This window comes from Anoxybacillus flavithermus, from assembly GCF_002742685.1.
Taxonomy (GTDB): Bacteria; Bacillota; Bacilli; order Bacillales; family Anoxybacillaceae; genus Anoxybacillus; species Anoxybacillus flavithermus_E.
Map to the genome: position 1 here is coordinate 98,514 of NZ_PEDM01000003.1, position 22,758 is coordinate 121,271.

The 22,758-nt window shown below is 44.0% G+C and carries 23 protein-coding genes and 1 pseudogene; 1 reads left to right on the forward strand and 23 read right to left on the reverse strand.

What is annotated here, in order from left to right:
• Nucleotides 1–197: 197 nt before the first annotated feature.
• From trxB to CS060_RS03435, 22 genes and pseudogenes are all read right to left on the reverse strand, one after another.
• A complete protein-coding gene (gene trxB / locus CS060_RS03330; protein ID WP_035049142.1) occupies nt 198–1,145 on the reverse strand; it encodes a thioredoxin-disulfide reductase in 948 nt (315 codons plus the stop codon).
• A gap of 95 nt (nt 1,146–1,240) precedes the next feature.
• Nucleotides 1,241–2,688 (reverse strand): annotated as a pseudogene (locus CS060_RS03335) (tetratricopeptide repeat protein).
• Between the two features lie 83 nt (nt 2,689–2,771).
• Nucleotides 2,772–3,386 (reverse strand): bifunctional phosphoribosyl-AMP cyclohydrolase/phosphoribosyl-ATP diphosphatase HisIE, encoded by a 615-nt coding sequence (hisIE, locus tag CS060_RS03340; protein WP_035049141.1) that lies wholly within the window; start codon nt 3,384–3,386, stop codon nt 2,772–2,774.
• On the reverse strand, nt 3,383–4,141 hold the full coding sequence (gene hisF, locus CS060_RS03345) for an imidazole glycerol phosphate synthase subunit HisF (protein WP_035049139.1): 759 nt from the start codon (nt 4,139–4,141) through the stop codon (nt 3,383–3,385). Before hisF ends, hisIE begins: the two co-directional genes overlap by 4 nt.
• Nucleotides 4,138–4,866 carry a 1-(5-phosphoribosyl)-5-[(5-phosphoribosylamino)methylideneamino]imidazole-4-carboxamide isomerase gene (gene hisA / locus CS060_RS03350; protein ID WP_035049137.1) on the reverse strand — a complete coding sequence of 243 codons (729 nt, stop codon included), beginning with the start codon at nt 4,864–4,866 and terminating at the stop codon, nt 4,138–4,140. Before hisA ends, hisF begins: the two co-directional genes overlap by 4 nt.
• Nucleotides 4,866–5,498, reverse strand: a complete 633-nt coding sequence (gene hisH / locus CS060_RS03355) for an imidazole glycerol phosphate synthase subunit HisH (protein WP_035049135.1) — start codon at nt 5,496–5,498, stop codon at nt 4,866–4,868. The genes hisA and hisH overlap by 1 nt, the downstream gene beginning before the upstream one ends.
• Complete coding sequence (hisB, locus tag CS060_RS03360) at nt 5,499–6,086, reverse strand: imidazoleglycerol-phosphate dehydratase HisB (protein ID WP_035049133.1); 588 nt, start codon at nt 6,084–6,086, stop codon at nt 5,499–5,501. It abuts the gene before it with no gap.
• Nucleotides 6,083–7,360, reverse strand: coding sequence for a histidinol dehydrogenase (gene hisD / locus CS060_RS03365; RefSeq protein WP_035049131.1), 1,278 nt, complete (start codon nt 7,358–7,360; stop codon nt 6,083–6,085). The genes hisB and hisD overlap by 4 nt, the downstream gene beginning before the upstream one ends.
• Complete coding sequence (gene hisG, locus CS060_RS03370; protein ID WP_035049129.1) at nt 7,350–7,991, reverse strand: ATP phosphoribosyltransferase; 642 nt, start codon at nt 7,989–7,991, stop codon at nt 7,350–7,352. The genes hisD and hisG overlap by 11 nt, the downstream gene beginning before the upstream one ends.
• Nucleotides 7,991–9,169 carry an ATP phosphoribosyltransferase regulatory subunit gene (locus CS060_RS03375; protein WP_035049127.1) on the reverse strand — a complete coding sequence of 393 codons (1,179 nt, stop codon included), beginning with the start codon at nt 9,167–9,169 and terminating at the stop codon, nt 7,991–7,993. The genes hisG and CS060_RS03375 overlap by 1 nt, the downstream gene beginning before the upstream one ends.
• Nucleotides 9,170–9,320: 151 nt before the next feature.
• On the reverse strand, nt 9,321–9,809 hold the full coding sequence (locus tag CS060_RS03380) for an acyltransferase (RefSeq protein WP_035049124.1): 489 nt from the start codon (nt 9,807–9,809) through the stop codon (nt 9,321–9,323).
• Entirely contained in the window at nt 9,796–10,452 is a 657-nt protein-coding gene (ppaX, locus tag CS060_RS03385) for a pyrophosphatase PpaX (RefSeq protein WP_035049122.1), read from the reverse strand. Before ppaX ends, CS060_RS03380 begins: the two co-directional genes overlap by 14 nt.
• The gene (locus CS060_RS03390) at nt 10,442–11,377 is read right to left on the reverse strand and encodes a nucleoside recognition domain-containing protein (protein ID WP_035049121.1); all 936 of its coding nucleotides are present in this window, start codon (nt 11,375–11,377) and stop codon (nt 10,442–10,444) included. Before CS060_RS03390 ends, ppaX begins: the two co-directional genes overlap by 11 nt.
• 18 nt (nt 11,378–11,395) lie before the next feature.
• On the reverse strand, nt 11,396–12,205 hold the full coding sequence (lgt, locus tag CS060_RS03395; protein WP_035049119.1) for a prolipoprotein diacylglyceryl transferase: 810 nt from the start codon (nt 12,203–12,205) through the stop codon (nt 11,396–11,398).
• A 14-nt stretch (nt 12,206–12,219) separates the two neighbouring features.
• Complete coding sequence (gene hprK / locus CS060_RS03400; protein ID WP_035049116.1) at nt 12,220–13,155, reverse strand: HPr(Ser) kinase/phosphatase; 936 nt, start codon at nt 13,153–13,155, stop codon at nt 12,220–12,222.
• 79 nt (nt 13,156–13,234) lie between these two features.
• On the reverse strand, nt 13,235–13,579 hold the full coding sequence (locus tag CS060_RS03405) for a phage holin family protein (RefSeq protein ID WP_035049114.1): 345 nt from the start codon (nt 13,577–13,579) through the stop codon (nt 13,235–13,237).
• Entirely contained in the window at nt 13,576–13,773 is a 198-nt protein-coding gene (locus CS060_RS03410) for a PspC domain-containing protein (protein ID WP_035049113.1), read from the reverse strand. Before CS060_RS03410 ends, CS060_RS03405 begins: the two co-directional genes overlap by 4 nt.
• Nucleotides 13,770–14,099 carry a magnetosome magnetite crystal formation protein family gene (locus CS060_RS03415; protein ID WP_035049111.1) on the reverse strand — a complete coding sequence of 110 codons (330 nt, stop codon included), beginning with the start codon at nt 14,097–14,099 and terminating at the stop codon, nt 13,770–13,772. Before CS060_RS03415 ends, CS060_RS03410 begins: the two co-directional genes overlap by 4 nt.
• An 83-nt stretch (nt 14,100–14,182) precedes the next feature.
• Nucleotides 14,183–17,035 (reverse strand): excinuclease ABC subunit UvrA, encoded by a 2,853-nt coding sequence (gene uvrA, locus CS060_RS03420; protein WP_035049109.1) that lies wholly within the window; start codon nt 17,033–17,035, stop codon nt 14,183–14,185.
• Nucleotides 17,036–17,038: 3 nt separating this feature from the next.
• Nucleotides 17,039–19,012: an excinuclease ABC subunit UvrB gene (gene uvrB / locus CS060_RS03425; protein WP_035049107.1), complete on the reverse strand. Its 1,974-nt coding sequence runs from the start codon at nt 19,010–19,012 to the stop codon at nt 17,039–17,041.
• Nucleotides 19,013–19,206: 194 nt separating this feature from the next.
• The gene (locus CS060_RS03430) at nt 19,207–19,431 is read right to left on the reverse strand and encodes a CsbA family protein (RefSeq protein ID WP_035049106.1); all 225 of its coding nucleotides are present in this window, start codon (nt 19,429–19,431) and stop codon (nt 19,207–19,209) included.
• 2 nt (nt 19,432–19,433) lie between these two features.
• On the reverse strand, nt 19,434–20,597 hold the full coding sequence (locus CS060_RS03435) for a PDZ domain-containing protein (RefSeq protein WP_257211115.1): 1,164 nt from the start codon (nt 20,595–20,597) through the stop codon (nt 19,434–19,436).
• A 179-nt stretch (nt 20,598–20,776) separates the two neighbouring features.
• Here CS060_RS03435 and CS060_RS03440 point away from each other — a divergent pair, with 179 nt between their 5' ends.
• Entirely contained in the window at nt 20,777–21,205 is a 429-nt protein-coding gene (locus CS060_RS03440; RefSeq protein ID WP_035049104.1) for a MerR family transcriptional regulator, read from the forward strand.
• 37 nt (nt 21,206–21,242) lie between these two features.
• Here the strand turns inward: CS060_RS03440 and CS060_RS03445 are convergent, their stop codons facing one another.
• Nucleotides 21,243–22,679: a S41 family peptidase gene (locus tag CS060_RS03445; RefSeq protein ID WP_035049102.1), complete on the reverse strand. Its 1,437-nt coding sequence runs from the start codon at nt 22,677–22,679 to the stop codon at nt 21,243–21,245.
• Nucleotides 22,680–22,758 lie beyond the last annotated feature (79 nt).

The window sequence follows — 22,758 nt, forward strand, 5'->3', positions numbered from 1 at the left end:
CATTATACTATTTCTTACAAACGGTCACAAAGTATAAATTTTGAAACGTTTTCATGACCATAAGCAAAAAAGAAAGCACGGGACGAGAGCCCGTGCCAACAAGTGTATATAAAAAGGGGGTCAATTACTTACTTTTATCATACTCTTTTATTGTTTCAAGCGTGTTACAGTTCAATTAAGGCAACATTACGTTTTCATTACTTAATGTTAAGCTTTTCCTTTAATTCTTCCACGTAATGTTGCGCGCTTTGTGCCGCAATGCTACCATCACCTGTCGCCGTAACAATTTGACGAAGCGACTTTTCACGCACATCCCCTGCTGCAAAAATGCCTGGTACTTTCGTTTCCATCAGTTCGTTCGTTTCAATGTAGCCGTTCTCGTTTGTAATGCCGAGTGACGCAAACGGCTTTGTCAACGGCACCATTCCGATGTAAATGAACACACCATCACATGGGAACTCACGCTCTTCCCCAGTTTGTGTATGAACGAGCGTCACGCTGCCGACACGACCATCTTTTTCGTTAATTTGCTTTACTGTATGATTCCAAATAAAATCAATTTTCTCATTCGCAAATGCCCGTTGCTGTAAAATTTTTTGCGCACGCAACTGGTCGCGACGATGAACGATCGTCACTTTACTTGCAAAACGTGTTAAATATACACCTTCTTCAACCGCTGAGTCTCCACCGCCAACGACGACAAGTTCTTTACCTTTAAAAAACGCTCCGTCACATACCGCACAATATGAGACACCGCGTCCCCCTAATTCTTTCTCACCAGGAACGCCGAGCTTTTTATACTCCGCTCCTGTCGCAATAATAATGGCACGAGCTTTATATTGTTGATTGCTTGTTACAACTGTTTTATATTCTTCACCGTCAATTACTTCTTTTACATCGCCGTATGCATATTCGGCACCAAATTTCTTCGCATGTTCAAACATTTTTGTTGCTAATTCGGGTCCAAGAATATGGTCATAACCTGGATAGTTTTCCACTTCTTCTGTATTTGCCATTTGACCGCCGGGAACGCCACGCTCAAGCATAAGCGTTGACAAATTCGCTCGAGAGGTATATACGGCTGCCGTCATTCCTGCCGGACCTGCACCGATAATAATGACATCATAAATTTTTTCTTGTGACACGTTTCTTTCACCCTTTCTTTATGCATAGCTCTCCATTTTATCGTTTCCATATTTCTATCGTAATACAACATTAGAAAAGGCGTCTATTAACTTGCTCATTCGTGCCACTGTTTTTAATAATTTTCACATACTTTCCGACCGTCGCAACAGATACACCGTAACGCTCCGCAATCATACGTTGTGTTACACGTTGACCGCGGCGCTTGCGAAATATATATTCGAATGCCGCCGCCCACGCCTTATGATTAGAAAATGAATCCATTTCTTTCGTCGCTTCGACAAAAAAGGACAACCAAGCAATGTATAACGGCTCATATTCAAACCCATTATGTTGAATAAGCAACGTTACAATGCGATGCGCATCGACAATATATGTTGGAACTGGATGTTCGTGACCATATACGTAGTCGCTCCATTGTTGTAGAAGCGGATGAGACCATGACTGTTTTAGAAACGGACAATCGCTTGTCATAAACGATTTACTTATTAAATATAACGCATATAATGAAGAAGCGACATCTTGCTTTGCAAATAACGATTGAATATGTTCGATCGTCTGTTCTCGATAACGCCACGGTTCGCTTCCCTTTTTATCTGGATGAAGTGCAACAAATTTGTCCCACATCGACTCCGCTAACGTGCGATATCCCATATGATATGCAGCATATGCGTACCAATAATAAAACGGTGCATCTCCTTCAAAGCCACGGCGTTGTAATTGTCGCAACCATTGGAACGCTAAATCATAACGCCCAACAATTGCAAACGTCACGCCCAGCTTATACCGATGCTCAAATGAAATCGGATATACACGTTGCAACGACTGAGTGAGTGAAAACAGTCGCTCTTGTTCTTGTAAATAATACGAAAACACCGCATCATTGCAGAGCGCATGTAAATTACCTGGATTTTGCTTTAAAATGTATTCGATCGTTTCTCTCGCTTTTCCGACATTCCCTTGGTAAAAGTAAGCGAGTGCTAAATTGTTGTAAGCCGCCCAATGTTCTGGATGTTGTTCAATCATTTCTTTAAACAAAGTAATCGCTTCTTGAAACTCGCCTTTTTCAAGCAGCGTACGAGCTTGTTCTTGCTTCATTAACATATCATCGTAATTCAGCCACTCATCATCGTCTTGTTCAATCGTCAAAATGTCTAATAAATCGATCGTATACTCAGCAAACTCCCCATCTGGCTCGCGCTCCATGTACTGTTCGGCATATTTCGTCGCCTCGCCAAACAATCCTAAATGTGCATAGTTGTTAGCCAAAAAATAAAAACATTCCGTTAAATCATCATTATGTTCAATAATGCGCAATAGCCATTCGTTCGATTGCGCATATTCCCCCAATTCTGACAAAACAATCGCCAGTTGGCAAGCAAATGTGCTTTGTTCTGGCTCGAGTTGCACCGCACGTTGCAAATACGCTTTCGCTTTACGCAGATCGCGACGACGATAACATGCTAATCCTTTATTAAAAAAGTACGTACCGTCTTGAATAAACGGAATGACTTTTCCGACACGTTTTTGCAAATGTTTTTCCATCGAACCCTCCATGTTGATTTCTTTCACCGAAAGAAAGTATACCACATTTTCGCTCCAGAACAACATGGATGGGCGAAAAAGCGTTACCGATGACGCTCCGCTAATACAGAAAGCACATCATCGAGCGACACGCGCTGTTCACGCAACAAAACAAGCAAATGATATAATAAATCGGCTACTTCCCATCGCAGTTCTTCTGTTGAACGGTTTTTAGCTGCAATAATGACTTCTGCGGCTTCTTCCCCAACTTTTTTTGCGATCTTATCAATTCCCTTTTCAAATAAATATGTCGTATACGATCCTTCCGGACGTTTCGCTTCACGCTCAGCAATGACGGATTCTAACACATTTAGCACTGCAAAACGATCTGGTTTAGCAACAGGCTTTTCATCTTGCAACCGATGATGAAAACAAGAATATTCTCCCGTATGGCATGCCGGTCCTTTTGGTTCAACAAGAATAAGAAGTGCGTCTGCATCGCAGTCGTAGCGAATGTCAACCACTTTTTGTACGTTTCCGGACGTTTCCCCTTTATGCCATAGCTCTTGCCGCGAGCGACTGTAAAACCATGTTTCTTTCGTTTCTAACGTTTTTTGTAGCGATTGCTCGTTCATATATGCTAATGTCAGCACTTCTTTACTGTGCGCATCTTGTACGATGGCCGGCACAAGCCCTTGCTCATTAAATCGAATATTCATCGAACGTTTACCCCCTTTTCGCGCACGTACTGTTTCACTTGTTGGACAGACGTTTCTTTATAATGAAAAATCGAAGCAGCTAATGCCGCATCCGCTTGAGCCATTTGAAACACATCAACAAAATGTTGAGCGCACCCTGCTCCTCCCGATGCAATGACAGGGACGGGCACCGCTTCACTTACTCGTTTCGTTAACTCTAAATCAAATCCATCTTTTCCGCCATCGCGATCCATGCTCGTTAATAAAATTTCTCCTGCCCCGCGCTTGACTGCCTCTTTCGCCCATGCAACAACTTCCCAATCCGTCGGCCGGCGACCGCCGTGCGTATAGACGCGCCATGAATGCATCGTCGGATCGTACTTCGCATCAATCGCCACAACAATACATTGCGAACCAAAAAAATTCGCACCTTCTGTAATCAAATCTGGGCGCAACAATGCCGATGTATTTACCGACACTTTGTCCGCACCCGCACGCAAAATCGTTTTCATATCTTCTAATGTGCGAATTCCGCCTCCGACAGTAAACGGAATCGCAAGCTGAGCAGCAACACGGCGCACGACGTCTACCATCGTTTTTCGACCTTCGTGTGACGCAGAAATATCTAAAAAAACAAGCTCGTCCGCCCCTTGTTCATCGTATACGCGCGCAAGCTCAACCGGATCGCCCGCATCGCGCAAGGAAACAAATTGCACACCTTTTACGACGCGACCATCTTTTACGTCTAAACAAGGAATAATGCGTTTTGTAATCATTGTTCCACCGCCTTTAACGCCTCAGCGACTGTAAACTGATTTGTATATAACGCTTTGCCCACAATCGCTCCGCATACTCCATCGTTTTCAAATTGTTTTAAGGAGCATAAATCATCAAGCGAGCGAATGCCTCCGGAGGCAATGACACGTTTGTTTGTTTCTTTCGCTAGCCGAACGACGGCGTCGATATTTGGTCCTGATAACATTCCATCTGTCGCAATATCAGTAAAAATAAACGTTTCTGCTCCAGCGTCCGCAAGCTGTTTGCCAAGTTCAACAGCTTCGATCGTCGATGTATGCGTCCACCCTTCTGTCGCAACAAATCCATTTTTCGCATCAATGCCGATGACAATGCGCTCACCATATGTGCGAAGCATCGCTTTCACAAACGAAGGATTCGAAATCGCAGCGCTTCCTAAAATGACACGCGATACACCTTGCTCTAAATAATACGCCACATCTTCTTCTGTACGAATGCCACCGCCAATTTGAACGCTCACCCCTAACATGTTCGCCACTTCAACGACAAACGTGTCATTCACTCGTCTACCTTCTTTCGCCCCATCTAAATCGACCATATGAATCCATGTCGCACCTTGCGAAACAAACGAACGAGCCATTTCAACCGGGGAATGACCGTATACCGTTTCTTGACTGTAATCTCCTTGTATAAGGCGAACGCACTTCCCACCGCGCATATCGATCGCTGGATAAATAGTAAACATTAGCCCCTCTCCCTTTCTACAATCCTCGCATAGTTTTGCAATAGACGCATACCGAGCGTTCCGCTTTTCTCTGGATGAAATTGTGTACCAAATATTGTGCCACGTCCAACAACTGCAGGAACTTCCACATCATATTGGGCGCTAGCTAACACAACCGTTGGTTCATTCGTTTGCACATAATATGAGTGAACGAAATATACATGCCCTCGCTCAACGTTATCAAAAAGCGGGGAGGCGTGGTGAAAGTTGAGTTCGTTCCATCCCATATGAGGCACTTTATATCGCTTTCCTTCTTTTGTCATACCCGTAAAACGAACGACGCGACCTGGGAGTAACTTCAATCCCGACGTCAAACCATTTTCTTCGCTTTCTTCAAACAACAGTTGCATGCCTAAACAAATACCAAGAAGCGGTTTTCCTGTTGCGACTTGTTCGTGAATGAAACAGTCCAGCTTCGTTTCTGTTAAAATATGCATCGCATCTTTAAATGAACCAACACCAGGCAAAATGAAACCATCTGCTTGACGCAACTTGTTTTGATCACCTTCAACGATATACGGCACGTTTAGTCGCTCTAGTGCTTTGCTGACGCTATATAAATTGCCCATGCCATAATCAATAATGCCAATCATTTACAACATCCCTTTCGTTGACGGTACAGATTTGACGCGTGGATCAATCATCGTGGCCTCATCAAGCGCGCGCGCAAGTGCTTTAAATACCGCTTCAATCATATGATGTGTATTGCGCCCATAATGAACGATGACATGCACATTCATTCGTGCTTCTAATGCTAGTTTCCATAAAAATTCATGCACGAGCTCGACATCAAACGTCCCTACTTTTTGGCTTGAAAACTCCCCACGAAACTCAAGATGCGGGCGATTGCTCACATCGATGACAACTTGTGCAAGCGCATCGTCCATCGGAACGAACGCATTTCCGTATCGTCTAATTCCTTTTTTGTCACCGAGCGCTTGGCGAATCGCTTGCCCTAAGCAAATTCCGATATCTTCTGTCGTATGATGATCGTCAATATGTGTATCCCCTTTGGCTTTGACAAACAAATTAAAATGACCGTGCTTTGTAAATAAATCAAGCATATGTGTTAAAAACGGGACACCTGTTTCTAACTCCGCTTTTCCTTCCCCATCAATCGCAAACGTAAGCTCAATTTGTGTTTCATTTGTCGCTCGTTTAATGGTCGCTGTCCGCATCATTTATCTCTCCTTTTTAACCGTTCCTCTACTGCTCGTGCGTGTGCTTCAAGCCCTTCTAACCGTGCAAACGCGGCAATTTTTTCCGCATGTTGTTGCCATGCTTGCTCGCTATAAAAAATGATGCTTGATTTTTTCATAAATGCCTCAACTGTTAGTCCAGACGAAAAACGGGCGGTCCCATTTGTCGGCAACACATGATTCGTCCCCGCAAAATAATCTCCTACCGGTTCAGAACTGTACGGGCCTAAAAAGATCGCGCCCGCATGTCGAATGTTACTTAATATTTCAAACGGCTCGGCCGTCATCACTTCTAAATGTTCTGGTGCTAATTCATTCACGACATCAATGGCTTGTTTCATCGTATCCGTTACATAAATGACGCCATATTCATTGATCGCTTTTTGGGCAATTTCTTTTCGCGGAAGGGAAGCAAGTTGTTTTTCCACCTCTTCTTCTACTTTTAAAGCGAGGTGTAAAGACGGCGTAACTAATATGCTCACCGCCCGTTCATCATGCTCTGCTTGCGATAATAAATCGGCGGCAATTTCGTTCGGCTTTGCTGTTTCATCAGCGAGCACAACAATTTCGCTCGGTCCTGCAATCATATCAATATCGACTTGACCGAACACTTCCCTTTTAGCAAGTGCGACGTAAATGTTTCCAGGTCCGAAAATTTTGTCGACTGGCTCGATCGTTTCCGTGCCGTACGCTAGTGCAGCAATCGCTTGGGCTCCGCCAACTTTATATATTTCTTGAACACCAAGCTCGCATGCTGCAACAAGAACAGCAGTCGGCAACGTTCCGCGCTCATTTGGCGGAGAAACGATGACAATCCGTTTCACTCCAGCCACTTGTGCAGGGATGACATTCATAAGCACCGATGACGGATAAGCGGCCGTTCCTCCTGGCACATATAAGCCGACTGCATCAAGCGGTGTTACTTTTTGTCCGAGAATCGTTCCATCGTCACGCGTCATAAACCATGATGTCGCACGTTGACGCTCATGATATTCGCGAATGTTTTGTGCCGCTTCCCGAATAATTTGAATCATAGCTTCATCAATAAGCCAATACGCCTCCTCAATTTCTTCTTGCGTAACAGCAAGCGTATCAAGTGAAATGCCATCAAACATTTCTGTATACTTTTTTAACGCCGCATCTCCATTGTTGCGTACGTCATCAATGATTCGCTTTGCCGCTTGTCTCTGTTCTTCCGTTCCACTTTCAATCGTCCGCCGAAGCGAAACGGTTCCTTGTACACGTTCAATTTTCATTGCACTCCCCCGCTTTCTCGATCGCGTATGTTAAACGATCAACCATATGTTCAATCGCCCGGTCTTGCATACGATAACTCACTGGATTGACAATAAAACGCGACGTCACATCAACAATTCGTTCTAATTCAACAAGCCCGTTTTCTTTTAACGTTCGTCCTGTAGAAACAATATCAACAATTCGTTCCGCTAAGCCAATGAGCGGCGCTAATTCAACAGATCCGTTTAGTTTAATAATTTCTACTTGCTCCCCTTGTTCGCGAAAATGGGTCGATGCGATATTTGGATACTTTGTAGCCACTCTTGGCGCAATCGGATGAACGCGCGTATTTGGAAGCCCTGCCACCGCCAAATAACAAGGACTTATACGCAAGTCTAACATTTCATACACATCGCGTTCTTCTTCAAGCAGCACATCTTTACCGGCAATTCCGACATCTGCAACCCCATGTTCAACATATGTCACAACGTCCATCGGTTTCGCTAAAATAAAGCGTAGCTTTTCATTTGGGACGTCGATCATTAGTTTTCGGGAATGTTCTAAATCATCAGGAATGTCATAACCCGCTTGTTTTAACAAAGAAAGCGCTTCTGAAAAAATACGTCCTTTTGGCATCGCAACCGTCAGCATTATCGTTCATCCTTTCCGTGTTTCCCTAATACGTACACGACATCATCAAACGATGCAGTAAATTGATCCATATTTTGAATACCTGCGATGTGTTGCAATACAACTTTTTCCCCTTTTCGTCTCATTTCTGCTGCTTTCACATACGCCTCCGCAAAACGTTCTTGACTAAAAATAATACACGTCGTTTTTTCATCGTTTCTTTGCTCGCCAATCGCTTCCATTAAGCGATCTAAACGGACGCTAAACCCTGTCGCAGGCGAGGGGCGGTGAAATTTTGCTAACAATTTATCATATCGTCCGCCGTTTCCAAGTAAAAACCCAATGTTTTTTGCGTACACTTCAAAAAGAACGCCGGTATAGTAGCTCATATGGCTCACTAAGCTCATATCTAATTTCACCATATCAGTAACGCCATACTGGTTAATATGCGCCCATAATTGTTGTAATTCATCAACTGCCTGTTGTTCCGCTTCTGTTGTTGCCAATGCTTTTGCTTCCGCAACGACTGCCTCTCCCCCCCTTAACGTTAAAAGACGTAAAAGGCGATCACGATCAATCGAGGAGAGCGGCAACGATTTGACGTGTTCCCGATAGCCAACGTAATTTTTTTCATATAAAAAGCGGCGCAACGTTTCTACACGTTGTTCGTGACGCAAAATATCGAAAAACAACGCATCAACATAGCCAATATGACCGATCGTTACAGTAAAATCCTGCAATCCTGCCCGCTTTAACGCAAAAATCATTAAACTAATGACTTCCGCATCGGCATACATTGTTCCGTCGCCGATGTATTCCACTCCCACTTGTTCAAACTCTGCCGGTCTTCCTCCTTCACGCTGCTGAGCACGAAACACATTCGCGGCATACGCTAAACGGAGCGGACACCCTTCCTTATATAATTTCGATGCTGCTAGGCGAGCAATGGGAGCAGTCATATCTGGACGCAACACGAGCGTGTGCCCTTCCCGATCAAGCAACTTAAATAGCTGCTGATCTAAAATCGCCGATGCGGCACCAACCGTTTCGTCATATTCTAACGTCGGTGTTTCAATAAACGAATATCCCCACGTTTCAATTTCTGCCATCATTGCTTCCCGCAATGCACGTTTTGTTTTATATACATCTGGCAACGTATCCCGCATACCAAGCGGCTTTTCAAACATAAATACTCTCATTTTTGTCCCGTCCTTCTTCCGCTTTAGTTCGCTAATATATTAGCAAAGTAAAGTTTGTTATTTGTAGTTTACTCCTCGTTTTTCGTTTCGTCAACTACAAACTCATTCGATTTTTTTCGACTTAATTCCTTTCTACTCATAAAAAAACGCCTTAGCGTTCGCTAAGACGAATGATTTGCATCGGATTGCCGCCAACAAATGCGCCAGCCGGCACATCGCGATGCACAAGCGTGCCTGCGGAAACAACGGCACGATCCCCGATCGTGACACCCGGCAAAATGGTTGTATTGGCTCCAATCATGACATCGTTGCCGATGATGACGTCCCCAAGCCGATACTCGTTCACTAAATATTCATGCGCTAAAATTGTCGTATTATAGCCAATAATCGTGTTGCTGCCAATGCGAATTTTCTCAGGAAACAAAATATCTGGCATTACCATAAACGCTAACGCCGTATGTTCGCCAATGTCCATGCGCAAAAACGTGCGATATAACCAATTTTTTAATGGGAAAAACGGCGTATACCGCCCGATTAAAATGACAATAACATTTTTTAATACTTTCCAAAACGAAACGGTTCGATATAGTTGCCATAAGGAGTTCGCTCCTTCGACAACATGGCGTTCAGTTTTTCTCAACGCCAGTCACCCCTAAAATATTTAACAAGTCGCTCATTTTTTCAAGCATAAAATCAGGTTCGTATTTCGCTAAATGTTCACGTCCTTTAATCGTCCAAGCGACTCCTGCCGTTTTTGTTCCCGCATGTTTCCCTGCTAAAATGTCATGATGATTATCGCCAACCATTAACGTCTCTTCCGGATTTGCTTGTAAACAAGCGAGCGCTTTTTCAATCGGCTCAGGGTGCGGTTTCGCATGTTCAACATCATCGAGCGTAATGATACATTGGAAAAACGAATCTAACTTTGTTAACTTCAATCCCATATTGACCGTATGACGAATTTTCGTCGTTACGATGCCGAGTTTAAAACCTTTTTCATATAGCGTTTGTACAGTTTCATATACCGTTTCATATTCTTTCACTAACGCATCATGATGGGCATGGTTAAACGCCCGATACGTTTCTATCATTTCATCGACGCGCTCTGGATTGATCGCTTCAAACGTATCACGCAATGGCGGACCAATAAAAGCAAGCACATCTTCGCGCGTATATTGATTTGGATAGTAATGGTTGAGCGTATGCAAAAATGATTCAATAATTAAGTCATTCGTATTAATAAGCGTCCCATCTAAATCAAACAAAATCGTATTAATATTCATACGTCGCTTCCTTTCTTTTTCGATGTTCGATTTGATTCCAAATAAAACTAAGCGTAGCCGTCAATAAAATAGCTGTGACAAGCCGAATGATAAGAAGCGGCCAGACGGGAATACCAAGCGGCACAAACAATAGCGTATCTTCTATAACCGCATGACACGCCACTAAAAATAAAAACGTTAACGTTAAATCTTTTTTCGATACCCCGTCTTCTTTTACCGCTTGAATCATGACGCCCGCACCGTAAGCGAGCCCGAACAACAACCCTGCTGCCATCGTCAGCGATGCATTTTCACGAATGCCGAGTAAGCGCGCAAACGGGGATAACCATTTCGAAAACGTATCCAGCCACTTTAATTCTTTTAACACTTGAATCGCAATCATAAGCGGAATAATGATGAGCGCCAGCTGTCCAATGCCGTATATTGCTTTTTCGATTCCTGTCCAAATGATTTCTCCCCACGTATGAGGCACTGTTGAAGATTGCGGGATAAGCCCGTATTTCGCCATTTGTTCTCCGCCATCCCATAAAACGTGAATGAGCCAAGCGGAAACGAACGCTAAACCGACGCGCACAGCAACGGTCCACCAAACGCGAACACCTACTTGTGCAGCAACGGCAGACTCAACAAGCATATTGTGCGAAAACGACAACATAACTGCTAAAATAAACACTTCTTTTACCGTCAAGTCCATCGTTAACATCGCACCAATGCCGGCATATAAATTTAAAAAGTTGACGAGCACTAAAACGAGCGCGGCATCCCCCGGCAAACCGATCCATCGCATCATCGGCGTCAACATGTTTGTCACCCACGGCAAAACGGGGGAGTATTGTAAAAGTGTCACAATGACCGTAATCGGAAAAATGACTTTTCCGAGCGTCCATGTCGTTTTCAATCCAACAAACAAACCCCTTTGAAGCACGTTGCCTCCCCCTTTCGTTCAATCGTTGTACCGCTCATTCGCTAAACCGCGCATGCGACGTACAACGATCATCATGACCGCAAACACAATAAGCAAAAGCGAAATAAACTGCGCCATACGAATCGTTTCTGTCAACATTAAGCTATCTGTGCGCAATCCTTCAATGAAAAAGCGCCCGATCGAATACCAAATGATATACGTGAAAAATAACTCTCCCCGCCTTAAATTTCTTCTCCGCAACGCAAGCAAAACAAGAAAGCCGAGCATATTCCATAATGATTCATATAAAAACGTCGGATGATAATATTGCCCTTGTATGTACATTTGATTAATCATCCAATCTGGTAAATGCAAACTTTCTAAAAATGCGCGCGATACAGGTCCGCCGTGCGCTTCTTGATTCATAAAATTGCCCCAACGTCCGATCGCCTGCCCTAAAATAATGCTCGGCGCTGCAATATCAGCTAATTTCCAAAACGACAATTTTCGCTTTTTCGCAAAAATGACACCGGTCACAATGGCACCGATTAAACCTCCGTGAATCGCCAATCCTCCATGCCAAATTTGTGGAATTTCACCTATATGTTTGGAATAGTAGTCCCATTGAAAAATCACGTAATACGCCCGTGCGCATACGATCGCAATCGGTACAGCAATTAACACAAGGTCAACAAACGTTTCTTTTCGTATACCTAGCCGCTCGCTTTCTCTTGTTGCTAACCAAAGCCCGAGCAAGACGCCTGTCGCAATAATGACACCGTACCAATAAATTGTAATTGGTCCGAGTTGAAAAAAAACACGATCAAGTGGTTCAATATGTAACAACATGAACATCCATCCTCTCATTCATAATCGTGCCCCGCATCGCCAATCGCATCCGCCAAGCGAGCAGAAAATTCCTCCGCCGCATTCACGCCCATCCGTTTTAGACGGAAATTCATCGCTGCGACTTCGATAATGACCGCTAAATTTCGCCCTGGACGAACAGGAATCGTCAATTTCGTCACTTCCGTATCAATAATTTTCACCTTTTCCTCTTCAAGACCGAGACGATCGTATTGTTTATTTGGATCCCATAATTCTAAATCAATGACAAGGGAAATGCGTTTATGCGGACGCACTGCTCCTGCACCGAATAGCGTCATGACGTTAATAATGCCGAGTCCACGAATTTCAAGCAAATGTTCAATAAGCTCCGGTGCGCTACCAATAAGCAAATTTTCATCTTCTTGGCGAATTTCGACACAATCATCCGCAACGAGACGATGTCCACGCTTCACGAGCTCCAGCGCGGTTTCACTTTTTCCAACGCCACTTTTTCCTGTAATGAGCACACCGACACCGTACACATCAACGAGCACACCATGCACAGCGGTTGTCGGTGCGAGTTTACTTTCTAAATAGTTCGTTAGACGGCTAGCAAGCCGCGTCGTTTTCATCGTCGAACGCATCACCGGAACTTCTTTTTTTTCCGATGCTTCAATCAGTTCTTTTGGCACTTCCAATCCACGCGAGACAATAATCGCAGGCGTAATATCGGTACATAACTTTTCCATGCGTAATCGTTTCTCTACAGGCGTTAATCGTTCAAAAAAAGACAGCTCTGTCATACCGAGCAATTGTACGCGCTCCGCTGGATAATATGCAAAATAACCGGCCATTTCAATGCCCGGACGGGATAAGTCACTCGTTGTAATTGGGCGATGAATTCCCTCTGCCCCGCTTACAAGCTCAAATTGAAACTCGTCAATTAAATCTTTTGTCCGTACTTTTGGCATATGAATCCCTCCTTCTTCCTTTTCTCATTGTAACACTTTCACGTCAAAATAAAAACGTCCACGCACAAAGCGGAACGTTTTACTTTTCTTTTCGTACTGACTCAATGAGTAAATGAAAAAGTGAGATCGCAAGCGATACAAATAACGCGTTGCTAAAGCCGCCAATGTCAAATGAACTGCCCATGAGCGAAGCTGTTATTGCTAGCGTCATTGCGTTAATGACAAATAAAAACAACCCAAACGTCAATACAGTCACAGGAAGTGTCAGTAGAATAAGTAGCGGTCGAACAAACGTATTAAGAAAAGACAAAAGAATACTTGCAACGAGCGCTGCCCAAACGCTTGATAAATAAATCGAATCAAAATACCCAGCAAGCGCCAATAACAAGACAGCGTTAATCAATATACGTACAAGCCATCTCATATGACGTTCTCCTCGCCCGGAATAATGAATACGGCAAGCGCGTATAAAATCGCAAACGGCATAATGCCAGTAATTAATAATAGCGCGACAAACAATAAACGTACAACAGTGGCGTCCATATTCATATAAGCTGCTAATCCGCTTAACACACCTGCAATCATGCGATGATGACGAAGCCTTACAAGCTTTTTCATTCATATATCCCTCCCGATTCCTGTATCACTTGTATACCTTTTATAACATTCCAAACAATGACAATCACATGTACAATGCCTCCAACAACGATCCCGATAAACGGAAGGCCGATCCATCCGTCCACACCTGCGATAGCGAAAATCATAAACATGCCACCCGTAGCAACCACAATCGCAATAGGGATGAGATGAGACAATAACGATTTTTTCGCATGCCCTTTTACTCGTTCATGTTTTGTGACAAAATAAACGATGATTGGAAATAAAAACGGGGCAAAAAATACGCTGAAATAGCATAACGCCGCAAGCAACTTATTTCCTTCCATCCATATCCCCTCCTTCCTGTTTGCTTATACATACGATTGTTGAAAAGGAAAGTTTCGTACAAAAAAACCGAGAACCGAGCACATTACACGCTCGGTATACGTTGGCGCATGCGTTCGCGATCGCGCGCTAAAATCGGTTGTAAATATCGTCCTGTATACGACTGCTCGATTTGAGCAACTTCCTCCGGCGTACCTGACGCAACGATTTGTCCGCCTCCGTCCCCGCCTTCTGGTCCAAGATCAATAATATAGTCTGCCGTTTTAATGACGTCTAAATTGTGCTCGATGACAAGTACCGTATCTCCTTGTTCCACAAGCCGTTGCAAAACATGTAATAAACGGGCAATATCATCCACATGCAAACCGGTTGTCGGTTCGTCCAAAATGTATAACGTTCTTCCTGTTGAGCGACGATGCAACTCAGATGCTAGCTTCACCCGCTGCGCCTCGCCACCAGAAAGCGTCGTAGCTGGCTGACCGAGTTGCATATAACCGAGCCCGACATCGTATAACGTTTGCAATTTCCGTTTAATTTTCGGGATGTTTTCAAAAAACGTTAGCGCCTCTTCCACTGTCATATCGAGCACTTCAGCGATATTTTTATCTTTATATTTCACTTCCAACGTTTCGCGGTTGTACCGTTTCCCGTGGCATACTTCACATGGCACGTATACATCTGGCAAAAAATGCATTTCGATTTTAATAATGCCATCGCCGCGACATGCTTCGCAGCGACCACCTCTGACGTTAAAACTAAACCGTCCTTTTTGATACCCGCGCATTTTCGCTTCGTTCGTCGTCGCAAATAAATCGCGAATATCATCAAAAACGCCCGTATATGTCGCAGGATTCGAGCGCGGCGTCCGACCGATTGGCGACTGGTCGATGTCAATGACTTTATCTAAATAATGAATGCCGCGAATGTCCGTATGCTCTCCCGGTTTTACTTTTGCGTGATGTAGCTTTTGTGCTAACGCTTTATGCAAAATTTCATTAATGAGCGTACTTTTTCCTGAACCTGATACGCCTGTCACCGCAACAAACAGTCCGAGCGGAATGCGAACATCGACGTTTTTCAAGTTGTTTTCGCGCGCACCAATGACTTCAAGCCAACGGCCGTCCGGCTTTCTTCGTTCAACAGGAAGCGGAATAAATTTTTTCCCAGATAAATATTGACCGGTTAACGAATGTGGATCGTTCATCACTTGTTCAGGTGTGCCTGCGGATACTACTTGTCCGCCGTGCGCCCCTGCTCCCGGTCCGATGTCAATTAAATAATCTGCCGCAAGCATCGTATCTTCATCGTGCTCCACGACGATGAGCGTGTTCCCTAAGTCGCGCATGCTTTGCAACGTCGCAATTAACCGATCGTTATCGCGCTGATGAAGACCAATAGACGGCTCATCCAATACGTACAATACACCCGTTAACCGCGAGCCAATTTGCGTCGCTAGTCGAATGCGTTGCGCTTCTCCGCCTGAAAGCGTCCCTGCCGCACGATTTAACGTTAAATAATCGAGCCCAACATTTTTTAAAAAGCCGAGTCGTTCAACAATTTCACGTAAAATTAAATGAGCGATTTTCCGCTCTTTTTCCGTTAACTGAAGCGTTTCAAAAAACGTAAGCGCCTCGTTAACCGACATCGCCGTCACTTCCCCAATATGTTTGCCACCGACGAAAACCGCTAAACTTTCTTTTTTCAATCGGTTGCCATGACACGTCGGACACGGCTGTTCGGTCATATATTTTTCCATTTGTTCACGCACGTAATCGGACGTCGTTTCACGATAACGACGTTCAACGTTGCGCACGACCCCTTCAAATTCCACATACGTTTCGCGCACGTGACCGAAGTCATTTTCATAGCGAAAATATATTTTTTCCCCATTCGATCCGTACAATAAAAGATCGAGCTGTTCTTTCGGCAATTGCTTCACAGGCACGTCCATATCAATGCCGTAATGGCGACATACCGCTTCTAACAATTGCGGATAATATTGCGAGCTTTGCGGCTCCCATGGCGCGAGCGCATGCTCACGAAGCGTCAACTCTTTATTTGGAATAACTAAATCAAGATCGACTTCCAGTTTTGCTCCTAATCCGTCACACGATGGGCACGCGCCGTACGGGCTGTTAAATGAAAATAGGCGCGGCTCTAGTTCGCCGATCGAAAAACCGCAGTGCGGACAAGCGTGATGTTCACTAAACAACAATTCTTCTTGTCCGATCACATCAACGAGCACTTTGCCTTCTCCAAGCTTTAACGCCGTTTCAAGTGAATCGGCAAGGCGCGACTCGATGCCTTCTTTCATGATGATACGATCAATGACAACTTCGATCGAATGCTTCTTATTTTTTTCAAGTATGATGTCTTCTGATACATCGCGCAATTCCCCGTCAACTCGGACGCGCACATACCCTTGTTTTTTAATCTCCTCTAACGTCTTTACATGCGTCCCTTTTCGTCCAGAGACGATCGGGGCTAAAATTTGCATTTTCGTCCGTTCTGGATATTGCATTAAGTGATCAACCATTTGTTCTATCGTTTGCGATGTAATTTCAATATGATGTGTCGGACAAACAGGGCGACCAATGCGTGCAAACAGTAAGCGTAAATAATCGTAAATTTCTGTGACCGTTCCGACTGTTGATCGCGGGTTCCGGCTCGTTGTTTTTTGGTCAATCGAAATGGCAGGCGACAACCCTTCAATTGAATCGACATCAGGCTTATCCATTTGCCCTAAAAATTGACGAGCGTATGCCGACAGCGATTCGACATATCGACGCTGTCCTTCTGCATAAATCGTGTCAAATGCAAGCGATGATTTTCCTGAGCCAGATAACCCCGTCAACACAACAAGTTTGTTGCGCGGAATAACGACGTCAATATCTTTTAAATTGTGCGCTCGTGCACCTTTGACGACAATATGATCCATCGATTACACCTCAGCTTTCAATTCTAAAATGAGATCACGCAGCTCAGCAGCACGTTCAAAATGAAGCGCTTTTGCTGCTTCTTTCATTTCTTCTTCGAGTTTGGCGATGAGCGCAAGACGCTCTTCTTTTGATAAATGACGGACATCTTTCGTCTCATACGTTTCTTTTTCTTCCGCAGCAAACGTAGCACGAATGACATCTGGAATGTCTTTTTGAATCGTTTTTGGCACGATGCCATGCTCGCGATTATACGCTTCTTGAATGGCGCGACGTCGCTTCGTTTCATTGATCGCAATTTCCATCGACTTTGTGATCGTATCGGCATACATAATGACGTGACCGTTGGCGTTGCGCGCTGCTCGTCCAATCGTTTGAATAAGCGAGCGTTCAGAACGTAAAAACCCTTCTTTATCCGCATCTAAAATTGCGACAAGTGACACTTCTGGAATATCAAGCCCTTCTCGCAATAAGTTAATGCCGACGAGCACATCGTATTTGCCTAATCGTAAATCGCGAATAATTTCAATGCGTTCGAGCGTCTTAATTTCCGAGTGCAAATACGCCACTTGAATACCGATATCTTTTAAATAATCGGTTAAGTCTTCCGCCATTTTTTTCGTCAACGTCGTCACAAGCGTCCGTTCTTTGCGAGCGATGCGCTTTTGAATTTCATCGACTAAATCGTCAATTTGTCCTGCAATCGGCCGCACATCAATCGTCGGGTCTAACAATCCTGTCGGACGAATAATTTGCTCGACAACTTCTGGACAATGTTCAAGCTCATATGGACCTGGTGTGGCAGATACGTAAATGACTTGATTCACTTTTTGTTCAAACTCTTCAAACATGAGCGGCCGATTATCTAACGCTGACGGCAAACGGAAACCATGTTCAACAAGCACTTCCTTTCTCGCCTTGTCCCCGTTATACATGCCGCGAATTTGCGGCAATGTCACATGCGATTCGTCGATGACAATTAAAAAATCGTCAGGAAAATAATCTAATAATGTATAAGGCGTCGAACCCGGTGGACGCAACGTCAAATGGCGTGAATAGTTTTCGATGCCTGAACAAAAACCCATTTCTTTCATCATTTCAATATCGTAGCGCGTCCGTTGTTCTAATCGTTGCGCTTCAAGCAATTTCCCTTGCTCACGCAACTCGCGAAGCCGCTCTTCTAACTCCTTTTCAATATTTTCAATGGCTAGTTTCATTTTCTCTTCACGCGTGACGAAGTGCGAAGCTGGGAAAATCGCCACATGTTCTCGCTCCGCCATCACATGCCCCGTCAGTGCATCTACTTCACGAATACGCTCAATTTCATCACCAAAAAACTCAATGCGAATGCAATGTTCATCGCGTGAGGCAGGGAAAATTTCGACGACATCTCCGCGTACACGAAACGTTCCCCGACGGAAATCAATATCGTTTCGTTCGTATTGAATGTCGACAAGTCGGCGAAGCAAATGATCCCGCTCGATTTCCATACCGACACGAAGCGAAACGACAAGTTCGCGATATTCCTCAGGCGAACCTAAGCCGTAAATGCATGAAACGCTGGCGATAATAATGACGTCTCGCCGTTCAAATAACGCAGACGTCGCGGAATGACGCAATTTATCAATTTCATCGTTAATGCTTGCATCTTTTTCAATGTACGTATCCGTCTGCGGCACGTACGCTTCCGGCTGATAATAATCGTAATAACTAACAAAATATTCAACAGCGTTATTAGGAAAAAACTGTTTAAACTCGCTATATAACTGCCCTGCTAGCGTTTTATTATGGGCGATGACTAACGTCGGTTTATTCACTTGTTGAATAACGTTTGAAATTGTAAACGTTTTGCCCGTTCCTGTTGCTCCTAACAACGTCTGATGCTTTTTTCCTTGTTGAATCCCTTCGACAAGCTTCGCGATCGCTTTTGGTTGATCACCTTGCGGCTCATAGGCGGATACTAATTGAAAGGCGTCCACATTCTTCCCTCCACTTCATTTCTACTTCGTATTGTACCACATAACGAAAGCGAAAAGCGAAAAATACGAACAAATATTCTATGAAAAAGAGGGCGTCCCAAAAGTAACGGGGCACCCTTTCTTATAACCATATATACGCACGAAACTATATATTGTATCTTCCTTGGAGAAAGGCGACCTTTTGGGTCAGCTCCTTACGATTGTTTTTGTTTCTCAACCATTTGTTTCGCATATAAAAATCCGACAATAAGTGACGCTAAATCAGCAACCACTTCGTACAACTGATCGGTATATCCTTTCACATATGATGCCACTAGCAACGCAACAGTAAGCAACGTGCCGACATAATGGTTATACGTGACACGCGTAAACAAAATAACTAGCAACGCCGGTACAATTAGCGCTAACACAAACCACATATTTATCCCTCATCTCTTACAAATAACAGTCCAAGTTCATGATGTTCCCCTTCAAATAAAGCCGTTTGCGCAAAGCGAACTTCCCCGCTCTCGTTTAATACTTCTAGCTTACAAAATGCACGATTTTGTTGCAATGCCGCATAAAATTCATCTTCGGTCGCCACAGGTGTACCGTTGACCTTAACAATCACTTCTCCAACCGAAAGCGCCATTTTATGTGCTGGCGTGTCAGGCAACACTCCGAGAATAACAAGTCCGTTCGTCCGCTTCGTAAAATATGGCGGGAATTTTTGTTCATACAACTTCGCTGATAAGGCGATCCATTCTCTCCATACGATTGCCACAACAGCACTAACGATCGCGAGTGGCTTCAACCAATAACTACCGATGGCCAATAAACTGACAACTGATGCTAACCAACCGATACGCCTTGCTGTCCATTTCGTCAAATGAACAGGCATTCCTGTTTGTACGCGTTGAGAAAAACCGAGTAAAAACGGTACAAGCACAAAAGAATACGCATCACCACCTGAAATGATCGGCCACCAAGTAGCAAACGATTGCACATCATTTCCTAGTACAGGGATCATCAATGGAATGATCCAAAGCCGTTGAACAACTTGCTCACCGATCATAAGCCCTCGCTTACTCGTCACAAGACGCGGAGCGCTGAGCTCTGCTCCTTCACGGTAAATGAGCCACGTTTCAATAAACAAAAGCAACCCCATAAGAAGTGCTAAGGCAGTTACACTCGTTTCTACAACATGTGGGAAAAAACGCGCAAAAAACGGCTGCGCCCACTCTGTTTGCGCAAAAAAACTAACGGTAAATATGACGATGCTTCCGACATATGCAGCCGACAACAACCGAAGCTGCATGAAAAAACTGCATACGATCGTCACCATTGCCCAAAAGACGAGCGTATCATTCGGGAGAACAACCCCAGCCCCAACAGTCACAAGCGAAAAAATGAGCGCGAACCAGCTGCGCGAGCGAATAAGGGCACGCCACTCACGCGATGTTCGATAGACGCGCGTATAAAAATCTCGTCTTTCACGTTGCACGCGACGCCAGCCAACAAACCACGCAAATATAATGGCATAATATAGTAACGGTTGCATCCAAAACGTTCCAAATCCTTTCAACCACGCAAATCCCCATTCCATTTCTATCAACTCCATTTTTTCCGATCGTCTATTTTGTATTGTAACAAATTTCAAACGTTTATGGTTGACGAAAATTCACTTTCTTTGCCGAATGAACACTAGTTTTGTCAACAAACAAGGAATTTCATGAAAAATGTCTAACTGTTTGTTCATATATCATTCGGAAGGAGCGTGGAACGATGGAGTTAAAAACGAGCGCGGTGGCGAAGCGGCTTGGGGTATCGACAAAAACGGTACAACGATGGGTGAAAAAATATAACATTCCATGCACAAAAAACGAAGCAGGTCATTACGTATTTACGAACGAAGCGATCGAACAATTAGAAAAATATAAGTTTCTCGTTATCGATGAAGAAGAAAAAGAACATGCTGAGTGGGAAGAAGTAGAACAACGATTACACGAACTGGAACGAAAAATCGATCAAAAAGCAGATGACGTCGTCTCTTTTCAATTGCTGCAACATCGACGCGAAATGGAAGAAATGCTCCACTATATGCAACAGCTCGAACAACGTATTGCTGAACTTGAACGGCAAAAACAAACCGAACCGATCATCGAACAACCAACAAAACAAAAACGACGCGGCATTATCAGCTTCTTTTTATAAAAACTCCCCCTGCCTATGAAGGCGAGGGGGAGTTTGTTTACTTTCCAATGAGTTGTAACGCTTTTTTCAATTGTTCATCGTATCGTTCGTCGCGAACGGCTGCCATCACTTTTGTTTGCAATACATCAGCCGTTTGTTTATCAATTTTTCCTGTCGCTTGTAAGCCGTTTGCTTTTTGGAACGATTGAACCGCTTGTTCTGTTTGTTTGCTAAAGTAACCATCTTCACGGCCTGGGTCAAAACCGAGGCCTTTTAACATTTGTTGCGCGCTTTTCACTTGCTCATTATTCATGTCGTATGTCAACGGCTGATCAATTTGAAGCGGATGCGCATAGAAAAAGTCAGGCTGTTTCACTTTAACATCTGGTTCAATTCCTTTTTCATGAATCCAGTTTCCATTTGGAGTCAACCACTTGTATAACGTTAATTTAATATGGCTTCCGTCATTCATTGGCAACGCTTGTTGAACTGTTCCTTTTCCAAACGTTTTTTCACCAACGAGCATATACCCGCCCGCTTCTTTTAACGCCGCCGCTAAAATTTCTGACGCTGAAGCGCTGCCGTTATCTATGAGTACAACGATCGGATACTCTTTTTTCTTCGTCATGTTTGAGAAGAACTGTTGCTTATCACCATCGCGTTCTTCAATTTGCACGTACGGTTTATCTTTTGGCACAAGCTCTTTCAAAATATCTTCCACACTTTGTAAATAGCCACCCGGATTGCCGCGCACGTCGATGATCAACCCTGCAATGCCTTTTTCCTCAAATTCCGCTAACTTCTTTTTAAAATCTTCGGCCGTTTTTTCCGCAAATGATGTAATTTCAATATAGCCAATTTGCTTGCCGTTTGCTTGTTTGATGGATGCATATACCGTTTCAATCGGGATTTCGTCGCGCACGACTTCAATCGTCAATACGCCGCTTACTCCCGGTCGAACGACTTCTAAACGGGCAATCGTTCCTTTTTTCCCGCGAATTTTTAGTACCGCTTCATATAAATCAAGCCCTTCTAAACTTTCGCCATTGACTTTCATAATTTGATCGTTCGGACGAAGCCCTGCTTTTTCCGCTGGCGATCCTTTAAATGGGGCAACGATCGTCACTTTGCCGTCGACCATGCTTACTTCCGCCCCAATTCCTTCGAAAGAAGAATCGAGCGACTCGTTAAATCGTTCCGCTGTTTCTTTATCCATATAAACGGAATATGGGTCTTTTAGTGTCGCAATCATTCCTTGAATCGCCCCGTCGATGAGCTGTTTGTCATCGACATCATGAACGTATTTTTGTTTAATCATGCTGTATGCTTGTTCAATTTTTTGTAATTCTTCGTTCGATGGCTTCTCCGTTGTTGTGGGGATGTTGATCGTCATCGTTGACGCATCGGAAGAAAGCGACTGCATCCCGACATACGTCACACCCGAACCGAACAACATCGATAACACCATCAATGCTGCCATTGTTTTTTTGTTCATCGTTTGCCTCCTCACCCTTCGATAATCGAGTAGGAGGAGGTGATTAACCTCCGTCCTCTCACACCACCGTACGTACGGT

Bases quoted from the DNA above. Each gene is read 5' to 3' on its own strand.
- hisIE (WP_035049141.1), bottom strand. From the start codon at position 3,386: ATGAATATTCGATTTAATGAGCAAGGGCTTGTGCCGGCCATCGTACAA.
- hisF (WP_035049139.1), bottom strand. From the start codon at position 4,141: ATGATTACAAAACGCATTATTCCTTGTTTAGACGTAAAAGATGGTCGC.
- hisA (WP_035049137.1), bottom strand. From the start codon at position 4,866: ATGTTTACTATTTATCCAGCGATCGATATGCGCGGTGGGAAGTGCGTT.
- hisH (WP_035049135.1), bottom strand. From the start codon at position 5,498: ATGATTGGCATTATTGATTATGGCATGGGCAATTTATATAGCGTCAGC.
- hisB (WP_035049133.1), bottom strand. From the start codon at position 6,086: ATGATGCGGACAGCGACCATTAAACGAGCGACAAATGAAACACAAATT.
- hisD (WP_035049131.1), bottom strand. From the start codon at position 7,360: ATGAAAATTGAACGTGTACAAGGAACCGTTTCGCTTCGGCGGACGATT.
- hisG (WP_035049129.1), bottom strand. From the start codon at position 7,991: ATGCTGACGGTTGCGATGCCAAAAGGACGTATTTTTTCAGAAGCGCTT.
- CS060_RS03375 (WP_035049127.1), bottom strand. From the start codon at position 9,169: ATGAGAGTATTTATGTTTGAAAAGCCGCTTGGTATGCGGGATACGTTG.
- ppaX (WP_035049122.1), bottom strand. From the start codon at position 10,452: ATGAATATTAATACGATTTTGTTTGATTTAGATGGGACGCTTATTAAT.
- lgt (WP_035049119.1), bottom strand. From the start codon at position 12,205: ATGTTGTTACATATTGAACCACTTGATCGTGTTTTTTTTCAACTCGGA.
- hprK (WP_035049116.1), bottom strand. From the start codon at position 13,155: ATGCCAAAAGTACGGACAAAAGATTTAATTGACGAGTTTCAATTTGAG.
- CS060_RS03405 (WP_035049114.1), bottom strand. From the start codon at position 13,579: ATGAGATGGCTTGTACGTATATTGATTAACGCTGTCTTGTTATTGGCG.
- CS060_RS03410 (WP_035049113.1), bottom strand. From the start codon at position 13,773: ATGAAAAAGCTTGTAAGGCTTCGTCATCATCGCATGATTGCAGGTGTG.
- CS060_RS03415 (WP_035049111.1), bottom strand. From the start codon at position 14,099: ATGGAAGGAAATAAGTTGCTTGCGGCGTTATGCTATTTCAGCGTATTT.
- uvrA (WP_035049109.1), bottom strand. From the start codon at position 17,035: ATGGATCATATTGTCGTCAAAGGTGCACGAGCGCACAATTTAAAAGAT.
- CS060_RS03430 (WP_035049106.1), bottom strand. From the start codon at position 19,431: ATGTGGTTTGTGTTAGCGCTAATTGTACCGGCGTTGCTAGTTATTTTG.
- CS060_RS03435 (WP_257211115.1), bottom strand. From the start codon at position 20,597: ATGGAATGGGGATTTGCGTGGTTGAAAGGATTTGGAACGTTTTGGATG.
- CS060_RS03440 (WP_035049104.1), top strand. From the start codon at position 20,777: ATGGAGTTAAAAACGAGCGCGGTGGCGAAGCGGCTTGGGGTATCGACA.
- CS060_RS03445 (WP_035049102.1), bottom strand. From the start codon at position 22,679: ATGAACAAAAAAACAATGGCAGCATTGATGGTGTTATCGATGTTGTTC.